Origin of the sequence: Mycoplana sp. BE70 (assembly GCF_031455855.1) — a bacterium.
In the GTDB taxonomy this organism is placed as follows: Bacteria; Pseudomonadota; Alphaproteobacteria; order Rhizobiales; family Rhizobiaceae; genus Mycoplana.
In genome coordinates, this window is sequence record NZ_JAVDTM010000019.1 from 45,373 (window position 1) to 55,215 (window position 9,843).

The following is a 9,843-nucleotide window of genomic DNA, read 5'->3' on the forward strand; positions in this document are numbered from 1 at the left end:
GTTTCATGGGGGAAGGGCTGCTTCCTGCGCTTGACACCCGATCGCCAGCCTTCTCTAAATCATGTTGTCAGACATCTTACATAATTGGGAACTTGCTGACGGTCTAACCAGGAGGATCTCGTGAGGAAATTGCTCGCACAGCTTGCCATCGGCGTTGCCGCCCTGGCATTCGTGACCGCCGCCCAGGCTGGGGAAACGCTCGACCGGGTCATGGAGAAGAAGGCGCTTGTCGTCGCCACCAACAGCGGCTGGCCGCCGCAGAGCTATCTCGACGACAGCAACCAGCTGGTCGGCTTCGACATCGACGTCTCCAGGGAAATCGCCAAGCGCCTCGGCGTCGAGGTCAGCTTCGAGACCCCGGACTGGGCGACGCTGACCGGCGGCCGCTGGCAGGGCCGCTACGACCTCGGCGTCGGCTCGGTGACGCCCACCAAGGCACGCGCCCAGGTGATCGACTTCGCCGGCATCTATTACTACAGCCCCTATGTCTACGTCGTGCACAAGGACAGTGAGGCCAAGTCCGTCACCGACCTGAACGGCAAGGTGATCGGCGTCGAGACCGCCACCACCTCGGAAGACTTCATCAACCGCCGGCTCGAAATCGACGCGCCCGGCCTGCCGCCGATCGAATACAAGCTCGAGCCCGGCGAGGTGCGCACCTTCGCCGATTCGATGCTGCCGTTCGACGACCTGCGACTCGGCAACGGCGTCCGCCTCGATGCGGTCATCGCACCGGAGCAAACGGCGCTGAACGCCATCAAGAACGGCTATCCGCTGCGCACGCTCGAGGGCGAGTACGCCTTCCGCGAGCCACTGGTGGTGATCGCCGAGAAGGTCGATCCGGACTGGACGAAGAAGGTCGGCGAGATCATCACCGAGATGAAGACGGACGGCACGCTGGCAGCCCTTACCACCAAGTGGTACGGCAAGGACTACGCCGCCGACTGACGCGCCAAGGCAGGTTGCGTGACACCAGGCTTCACCCGACCTGCTTTTTGTTCCTATGCCAGTCTCCCCAAGCTACTGCGCGGCTGCCGGGGGACTGGCATCAGACCTGACGATCGGCGGCGCCGACCGCCCCCTTCCACCCGTCAACCAGTGATGCGGACCCCATGGCCTATCCCGACACCTACTACAAGCGAACCATGAGCGACGCCCGGATGCGGCCCGCGCTCACAGGCACGATCGAATGCGACACCGTCATCGTCGGCGGCGGACTTGCGGGCCTGACGACGGCGCTGCAGCTTTGCCGCGCCGGCCGGTCCGTCGTGCTGCTGGAGGCCGAAAGCGTCGGCTTCGGCGCCTCGGGGCGCAACGGCGGCTTCGTCAGCCCCGGCTTTGCCACCGGCGGCGACGACATCGCCCGCATGGCCGGCGTCGAGGCGGCGCGCAGCATCCACCGGCTGTCGATCGAGGGCGTCGACTTCGTCCGCGACACGATCCAACAACTTGCCATCGAGGATGCGCGTCCGCAGCCGGGCATTTCCAGCATGCTGCGCTATGACGGCGGCGACACGCTGAAGAAGCACGCCGACGCGATGGCGAAGACCTACGGCTACGAACTCGAATATCTCGACACCGCGCGCGCCCGATCGGTGCTGAAATCGAAGCGCTATTTCCAGGGCCTGCGCGACGGCCGCGCCTTCCACATGCACCCGCTCAACTATCTGCGCGGCGTCGCAGCCGAAATCGAGCGGCTCGGCGGGCGCATCTACGAACAGACGGCGGCGGAACGCTGCGAACTCGACGGCGCGGAAAAGATCGTCGCCACGGCCGGCGGGCGGGTCAAGGCACGGCAGGTTGTGTTCACCACCGGCGGCTATACCGGCGGGCTGAACGGGCGGCTGAAGCGCGCCTTCCTGCCGATCGCAACCTACGTGATGGTCAGCGAGGAGGCGCCGGACCTGATCCGCTCGGCAATCGACACCACGGATGCTATTGGCGACAACCGCCGCGCCGGCGACTACTACCGCGTCGTCGACGGCGGCAAGCGGCTGCTGTGGGGCGGACGCATCACCACGCGCGCCGCCTCGACGGCCGCGCTGGTCGCTGAACTCCGCAGCGAGATGACCGGCACCTACCCGCAGCTTGCCGGCCTGAAGACGGAGCTCGCCTGGTCGGGCCTGATGTCCTACGCCCGCCACCTGATGCCCCAGATCGGCCAGATGCAGCCCGGCGTCTGGCACTGCACCGCCTTCGGCGGGCACGGCCTCAACACGACGGCGATGGGCGGCAAGCTGATTGCCGAGGCCATTCTCGGCGAAAGCGACCGCTACAAGCTGTTCAAGCCGTTCGGGCTCGTCTGGGCCGGGGGTGTGGCGGGGCTGGCGGTTGCCCAGCTCACCTATTGGAAACTGCAGGCACAGGACTGGTGGCGCGAGCGCGCTGCCTAAACGGGCGGGGGGACACCGAATGATCGGCCGACTGATACTCTCCTATCCGGACGCTGCGCAGCGCGCCGGAATCTTCCTCGTGCTCGCGCTCATAACGCTTGTGGTCTACCAGCTCGGCGTCAGCCCCGCCTGGATCGGCCATCTCCTGCCGGCGACGGAGGCCTGGCTGACCGAGAACCCGGCGCTTGGCCGGCTGGCGGGCGCCGTGATGATCGCGCTGATCGCCGCGGCGAACTGGAAGGCGCTGCGTCAGCTGTCGCGTCGGCAGCAGATCATCAGCGTCTGGCTGGAGCTTTTCGCGCTCCTGATGCTGTTCTTCTACTCCTTCGACCTGTCCTTCGCGTTCATCGCCAAGAAGGTCGGCTTCCTGGTCTCGCAAGGCGTGGTGACGACCCTCTATATCTCGGCGATCTCGATCATCATCGCCACCGTGATCGCGCTGGCGGGTGCGATCGCAAAGCTGTCGAAGAACGGCGTCATCTACGGGCTCGCCACCTTCTACACCTCGCTGTTCCGCGGCCTGCCGCTCTTGATGCAGATCTACATCATTTATCTTGGCCTGCCGCAGGTCGGTTACGTCATCGGTGCGGTGCCGGCCGGCATCCTGGCGCTGTCGCTCTGCTACGGCGCCTACATGACGGAGATTTTTCGCGCCGGCATCGAGAGCATCAACCGCGGCCAGACCGAGGGGGCGACGGCGCTCGGCCTCAGCCCGAGCCAGACGATGGCGCTCGTCATCCTGCCGCAGGCGATGCGGGTCATCATCCCACCGACGGGCAACCAGTTCATCGCCATGCTCAAGGATTCCTCGCTCGTCTCCGTCGTCGGCGTCTGGGAACTGATGTACCTGGCGCGCACCATGGGGCAGACCGAGTTCCGCCACATCGAGATGCTGATCACCGCCTCGATGATCTACTGGATGTTGTCGATAGTGCTCGAATATGCGCAGTCGCTGATCGAGGCCCGGTTCGGGCGTTTCAATGTCCGTTGATGCCGAGGCTGCTCCGAAGCCGGCGGCGCGCCCGAACCTGCACGCCGCGGTTTTCTGCCTGCTCGCCTTCGCTGTGTTTTCCGGAACAGACGTGCTGGTGAAGCTGCTGGCCGAACGTATGGCCGTGCCACAGGTGACGTTCATGGTGACGACCGCGGCACTGGTGCTGCTTCTGATCCAGGCCGGGGCCACCGGCACATTTGCTTCGCTCCTGCCACGCTATCCGGGTGTTGCCCTGATGCGTGCATTCCTGCTCGCCATCGACACCATCCTGATCCACTACGCATTTTCGATGTTGCCGCTGTCCGAAGCGTATCTGCTCGCATTCCTCACGCCGGTCCTGGTCGCCGTGCTGGCTTTCCTGCTGCTGGGAGAACGGCTGTCGCCGCTTGCCTGGCTCGGGGTGATCGTCGGCTTTGTCGGCATCACCATCGCGCTGCAACCGACCATGGTGTCCCTCAATCTCGGCCATGCGGCGGCGGCAGGCTCAGCCCTGGTGTTCGCGCTGTCGCTCCTCCTCCTCCGGCGCACCAAACAACTGGAAACAGATATGGCGCTCGTTTCGACGCTGCTGGTGGTCCTTGCTGCGGTTGCCCTGGGAGCCTTGCTGTCGACCGGCGGCTTTCGGCCGGTCGGCGGGTCCGATCTCGTGTCCGCCGCCGCTGCCGGCCTTTTTCTTCTTGGCGGACACCTGCTGCTCGTGCGCGCCTTCCGCACCGGTGACGCCTCTGTGGTCGCACCCTTCCAGTACACCCAGATCATCTGGGGCTGCCTGTACGGTGCGTTGTTCTTTGCGGCCCCCGTCGAGCTTCACATGGTTGCGGGCGCACTCGTCGTCATTCTCTCCGGTTGGTTGGTCCTGAAATAATCCCAGGGGGAGAGAGCGGAATGTCGTGGGACAACTGACAACTATATAGGTTCGATTAGGTGAGATCTTTTGCGCGATCGGGGTAAGGTGCTAAAATCATCCATAATTTCCTTGCAGCCGATGGATTGCCCCCGTCCCTGGCAAACTTGCCAGGCAAGAGCATCGCATCTTTTGGCAAGCGGGGGTTAGAGTAATTGGACGCGCCTCTTCGCGATACACGCACCCTGGTCATCCAGGTTCGCGACTGCATCACGGACCTGATTCGCGAGGACAAACTCCAACCGGGCGACAAGCTGCCAAGCGAGCCACAACTTACCCAGCGGTTCAAGATTTCCCGTCCGGCATTGCGCGAGGCGCTCAAGCTTCTGGAGCAGGATGGCGTCATTTATGTTGAACATGGGCGCGGTCGCTTCGTCTCCGCCATGTCAGCCATCCAGGTGGACAGGCCGATCACGGTGTTCGAGAGCGTCACCGACATGGCCCGGCATTACGGTTATGCCACGGTCAATAGGATGCTATCAGTTGCCGAGGAAATACCCGACCCGACCACGGCCGAACAATTGCGGCTTCAGCACGGTGAACGGGTCATCCGGCTGGAACGGTTGCGGCTGCACGAGGATCAGCCCATACTCTACTGCATCAACTACATTCCCCGCAGTATCATCCCCGCGCGCCTCCATGACATCGACTGGAGCGGATCTCTCCTCGACCTGCTCGACGACTGCAAAAACAGGCCGCGCATGTCGGCTGCAACCGTTTCCGCGGTCCTGCTCCCGGAGGACGTGGTGCAGCGCAATGATCTGCGCGACTTCGGACCGGCGCTGCTGATCCGTGAGACGTGCTTCAATGCCGCAGGAATACCCGTGGTGCACGCCCTCGACTATCACCGCGGCAGCCACTTCGCATTCAGCCTGGCACGCAAGTGACCGAAAGAGAAAACCACCGGAGAAACGATATGTTGCAAAAGGGCGCTGTGGCGCGCGCAGAGCTGCCGAGGCCGAATGTGTCCGCCGGGGACGCGCAAGTGATCTTTCGCGAGCACTATGGTCTTGCCGGCGATATCGTCGAACTCGGCAGCCAGCAGGACCGGAATTTCCGCATTGATGCCGGCGGCAAGCGCTATGTCCTGAAGATCTGTCATGCCGAGTATCGGCGCGTCGAACTCGAGGCGCAAAATGCGGCGATGCAGCACCTTGCCGCCTATGCCTCCATGCCCCGCGTGCCGCGCGCGATCGTCGCCCGCTCCGGTGAAAGCATCCTGTCGATCGATATCAGCGGCCAACCCTGCCAGGTGCGCCTGCTCGACTACCTGGATGGCGAACCGCTGACCCGGCGCAAATTCCTGCCGGCGGCGACCGTCGCAGCACTCGGCCAGGTCTGCGGCCGGGTGGCAAAAGGACTTGAAAGTTTCAATCATCAGGGCCTCGACCGGCAGATCCAGTGGGACCTTCAGCAGGCAGGACCTGTCGCCGCCGCGCTTCTGGCCGCCGTGCCCGACAAACGGGCGGTTACGCGCATTGCCGCCGCGCTGGAAGAAGCCGAACGCCATATCGCTCCGCTCCGTTCCGGGCTGCGCATCCAGGCGATCCATCACGACATCACCGATGACAACGTCGTTGCCACGCCTGATGCCGACGGCAATCCGATTCCGCGCGGGGTGATCGATTTCGGCGACCTGACGCGCGGCTGGCTGGTGGCAGACCTGGCCGTCTGCTGTTCGGCGTTGCTGCACCACGCCACAGATGATCCGTTCGTTATCCTGCCCGCCGTTCGGGCCTTCCATGCCGAGCATCCGCTCAACGAGGCGGAACTGAAGGCGCTCTGGCCGCTCGTCGTGCAGCGGGCTTGTGTGTTGGTGGCGAGCGGCGAAAACCAGCTGGCGCTGGAGCCGGACAACGCCTACGCCGCCGGTAATATCGAGCATGAACGGACGATCTTCGAGGTCGCCACCAGCCTGCCGATCGCGGTCATGCAAGCGGCGGTGCTGGAAGCGGTCGGCATGGCAGAAGCTGCCCGGCCATTGCCTACGATGCAGCGTCTCCTGCCGGATATCGCGCCCGCTTCTTTCCGGACGGTGCGCCTGGATCCGCTGAGCCCGCTGTTCGAAGGCGGCAACTGGACCGACGAGGGTATCGAGCAGAAATTGTTGCGCCAGGCAGCGGCGGAAACCGGCGCTGCCATCACCCGCTATAGCGAATTCCGCCTGTCGCGCACCCGCCACCACTCTGCTGTCGCACCCGAGACCTTTGCGCTGTGCGTCGAGGCGCAGGTTCCGGCTGGTTCTAGGCTGGTCGCGCCGTTCGCGGGCGTCGCCTCGAGTGATGAGAACCGGCTGCGCATCGACGGCGACCACTTCTCGCTTTCGATCGACGGCGTCGAGAGGGCAGGCGTCGATGGCCAGCTGGTCGGCGCCGGCGACGCAATCGGCAAGGTTGCCGCTTCCGGGCAACTGCGGGTGCAGCTCTGCCGCGAAAAGGAACTGACCCCGCCGGCATTCGTCATGCCGCATCAGGCAAGTGCCTGGTCCCTTCTTTGCCCGTCCCCATCGGTGCTCTTTGGCGGCGATTTTGACGCTGCTGAATTGGAAAGCGAAGCGTTGCTCGAAATCCGGCAGGCGCATTTCGCCAGGCCGCAGAAGAACTATTACCAGCGGCCGCCGCAAATCGAGCGCGGCTATCGCGAGCAGATGTATGCGATGGATGGGCGCAGCTATCTCGACATGGTCAACAATGTCGCGATCCTCGGGCACGGCCACGAGAAGCTCGCAGCCGCCGTCGGCCGGCAGTGGTCGCTTCTGAACACCAATTCGCGCTTCCATTACGCCGGGGTCGCGGAATTCTCAAAACGCCTTGCCGATCTCGCCCCCGAAGGGCTGGACACGGTGTTTCTGGTCAATTCCGGCTCCGAGGCCAACGATTTGGCGCTGCGGCTCGCCTGGGCGCATTCGGGTGTCCGCAACATCATCAGCCTGCTCGAGGCCTATCATGGCTGGACGGTGGCGAGCGACGCCGTCTCAACCTCGATCGCCGACAATCCGCAGGCGCTGACGACGCGGCCGGACTGGGTGCATGCCGTCACCTCGCCCAATACCTATCGCGGGGCGCATCGCGGCCCGGATTCGGCGGTCGGCTATATCGCCGATGTCGAAGCGGCGCTGGCAAAGATCGAGGCCCGGGGCGAAAGGCTCGGCGGCTTCATCGCCGAGAGCGTCTACGGCAATGCCGGCGGCATCCCGCTGCCAAAGGGCTATCTCAAGGAGGTGTACCGGTTGGTGCGGGAACGAGGCGGAGTGACGATCGCCGACGAGGTTCAGGTCGGCTATGGCCGGCTCGGCCACTTTTTCTGGGGTTTCGAAGAGCAGGGCGTGGTGCCCGACATCATCACCATCGCCAAGGGCATGGGCAGCGGCCATCCGCTCGGCGCCGTCATCACCTCGCGCGCGATCGCGGAGTCGCTGGAGAAGGAAGGTTATTTCTTCTCTTCCGCCGGCGGCAGCCCAGTGTCCTGCACAGTCGGAATGATTGTGCTCGACGCGATGCGTGACGAGAAGCTGCAGGAGAACGCCTGCGCCGTCGGCGACCACCTCAGGAGCCGGCTGGAGGCGCTTGGCCAGCGCTTCCCGATCGTCGGCGCGGTGCACGGGATGGGCCTTTATCTCGGCCTTGAGTTCGTTCGCGACCGCGAAACGCTGGAGCCGGCCACGCCGGAAACGGCGGCCATCTGCAACCGGCTTCTCGACCTCGGCGTCATCATGCAGCCGACCGGCGATCATCTGAATGTGCTGAAGATCAAGCCACCACTCTGCCTGTCGCGGCAAAGCGCCGATTTCTTTGCGGACATGCTGGCAAGGGTGCTGGCGGAGGGCTGGTAGACGCGCAAACCTCCTTCCTGACAGCCATCCGTCCGTCCCAAAGTCTGCCGAAAGTGGGACTCGGATTCGGACAATGACATACTGAACTGCCCCCCATTTCGACCGGACAGTCGGCATAAGCAGAAAGGCTCAAGCACAGGCTTGAGGACAGGCTTATGTCCAACGACTATCGACGCATCGAGGTGATCACGGGTGATGTCCGCCGCAGGCGGTGGACAACCGAGCAAAAGCTGCAGATCATCGAGCGGAGTTTCGAACCTGGCGAGACGGTTTCGTCGACCGCTCGCCGTCACGGCGTTGCGCCCAATCTTCTCTATCGGTGGCGCAGGCTCTTGAGGGAGGGAGGGGCTGCAGCCGTGGATTCTGACGAACCGGTTGTCGGCAATTCGGAAGTGAAGAAGCTGGAAGACCGCATCCGCGAACTGGAGCGCATGCTCGGCCGCAAGACGATGGAGGTCGAAATCCTCCGCGAGGCCCTGTCCAAAGCAAGCTCAAAAAAACAGATATCGCGGCCGATCTTGTTGCCGAAGGACGGTTCCCGATGAAGACCGTATCCGACACGCTGGGCGTTTCCCGCTCCAATCTCGCAGACAGGCTCAAGGGCAGATCGAAGCCGCGCGGGCCTTACCGAAAGGCAGAGGATGCCGAGCTTCTGCCCGCCATTCGCAGGCTGGTGGATCAAAGGCCAACCTATGGCTATCGGCGGATCGCCGCGCTCCTCAATCGCGAACGGCGAGCCGCCGATCAGCCTGTCGTCAACGCCAAGCGGGTTCACCGCATCATGGGCAACAACGCGATGCTGCTGGAAAAGCATACGGCCAATCGCAAGGGCCGCATCCACGACGGCAAGGTCATGGTCATGCGCTCGAACCTGCTGCTCCGACGGCCTGGAGTTTGCCTGCTGGAATGGCGAGGTCATCCGTCTCGCCTTCATCATCGACGCCTTCGACCGCGAGATCATCGCCTGACGGCCGTCGCCAATGCCGGAATATCCGGTTCCGACGTGCGCGACATGATGCTGGAGGCCGTCGAAAAGCGCTTCGGCGCAACCAAAGCCCCGCATGCCATCGAGCACCTCTCGGACAATGGCTCGGCCTATACCGCGCGGGACACGAGGCTGTTTGCTCAGGCGCTAAACCTGACGCCCTGCTTCACGCCGGACGCGAGCCCCCAGTCGAACGGCATGTCGGAAGCCTTCGTCAAAACCCTGAAGCGGGACTATATCCGCATATCCCAGGTGCCGGACGCCGAAACCGCGCTCCGGCTCATCGAAGGATGGATCGAAGACTACAACGAAATCCATCCCCATTCCGCGCTCAAGATGGCTTCCCCACGGCAGTTCATCAAAGCTAAATCAAACTAGCCGACCTGTCCGGTGAAACGGGGTGCACTCCAGATACAAAGAACCGGGCCTAAAGCTTGGCAACCAATTCTGAAGGATCACAATGCGCGATCCCGCGCGCTTCAACCTTGTCCGCATGAGAGCGGTGCGGGGCAGCGTGACGTAAAGGAGAAGCTGGCCTCGAGAAAAGTGGAAACGGTCTTTAAAACGCAAAAAGCGCCTCGCCGCTGGTGCGGAGGCGCTTTTGCTCGAATGTCCCGAGTGGGCGGTTTGCCGATGTGGTTGGTTGCGGGGGCAGGATTTGAACCTGCGGCCTTCAGGTTATGAGCCTGACGAGCTACCGGGCTGCTCCACCCCGCGTTATCCGTTTGCGTCTTA

General features: G+C 63.5%; 6 protein-coding genes, 1 tRNA gene and 1 pseudogene. 7 read left to right on the top strand and 1 reads right to left on the bottom strand.

Annotated elements, in window-relative coordinates; genetic code table 11:
* Nucleotides 1–120 precede the first annotated feature (120 nt).
* From J2Y48_RS24400 to J2Y48_RS24430, 7 genes and pseudogenes are all read left to right on the top strand, one after another.
* Nucleotides 121–948 carry a transporter substrate-binding domain-containing protein gene (locus tag J2Y48_RS24400; RefSeq protein ID WP_310423944.1) on the top strand — a complete coding sequence of 276 codons (828 nt, stop codon included), beginning with the start codon at nt 121–123 and terminating at the stop codon, nt 946–948.
* A gap of 164 nt (nt 949–1,112) precedes the next feature.
* Nucleotides 1,113–2,393 (top strand): FAD-binding oxidoreductase, encoded by a 1,281-nt coding sequence (locus J2Y48_RS24405; RefSeq protein ID WP_310423947.1) that lies wholly within the window; start codon nt 1,113–1,115, stop codon nt 2,391–2,393.
* A gap of 19 nt (nt 2,394–2,412) precedes the next feature.
* The gene (locus tag J2Y48_RS24410) at nt 2,413–3,384 is read left to right on the top strand and encodes an amino acid ABC transporter permease (RefSeq protein WP_310423950.1); all 972 of its coding nucleotides are present in this window, start codon (nt 2,413–2,415) and stop codon (nt 3,382–3,384) included.
* Complete coding sequence (locus J2Y48_RS24415; protein ID WP_310423953.1) at nt 3,374–4,252, top strand: DMT family transporter; 879 nt, start codon at nt 3,374–3,376, stop codon at nt 4,250–4,252. The genes J2Y48_RS24410 and J2Y48_RS24415 overlap by 11 nt, the downstream gene beginning before the upstream one ends.
* Before the next feature lie 194 nt (nt 4,253–4,446).
* Nucleotides 4,447–5,178 carry a GntR family transcriptional regulator gene (locus J2Y48_RS24420; RefSeq protein ID WP_310423956.1) on the top strand — a complete coding sequence of 244 codons (732 nt, stop codon included), beginning with the start codon at nt 4,447–4,449 and terminating at the stop codon, nt 5,176–5,178.
* A gap of 29 nt (nt 5,179–5,207) precedes the next feature.
* Nucleotides 5,208–8,123 (top strand): aminotransferase, encoded by a 2,916-nt coding sequence (locus J2Y48_RS24425; RefSeq protein ID WP_310423959.1) that lies wholly within the window; start codon nt 5,208–5,210, stop codon nt 8,121–8,123.
* Between the two features lie 155 nt (nt 8,124–8,278).
* Nucleotides 8,279–9,486 (top strand): annotated as a pseudogene (locus tag J2Y48_RS24430) (IS3 family transposase).
* 262 nt (nt 9,487–9,748) lie between these two features.
* Here the strand turns inward: J2Y48_RS24430 and J2Y48_RS24435 are convergent.
* Nucleotides 9,749–9,825 (bottom strand) — tRNA-Met (locus tag J2Y48_RS24435).
* Between the last annotated feature and the right edge of the window lie 18 nt (nt 9,826–9,843).

Bases quoted from the DNA above. Each gene is read 5' to 3' on its own strand.
- J2Y48_RS24405 (WP_310423947.1), top strand. From the start codon at position 1,113: ATGGCCTATCCCGACACCTACTACAAGCGAACCATGAGCGACGCCCGG.
- J2Y48_RS24410 (WP_310423950.1), top strand. From the start codon at position 2,413: ATGATCGGCCGACTGATACTCTCCTATCCGGACGCTGCGCAGCGCGCC.
- J2Y48_RS24415 (WP_310423953.1), top strand. From the start codon at position 3,374: ATGTCCGTTGATGCCGAGGCTGCTCCGAAGCCGGCGGCGCGCCCGAAC.
- J2Y48_RS24425 (WP_310423959.1), top strand. From the start codon at position 5,208: ATGTTGCAAAAGGGCGCTGTGGCGCGCGCAGAGCTGCCGAGGCCGAAT.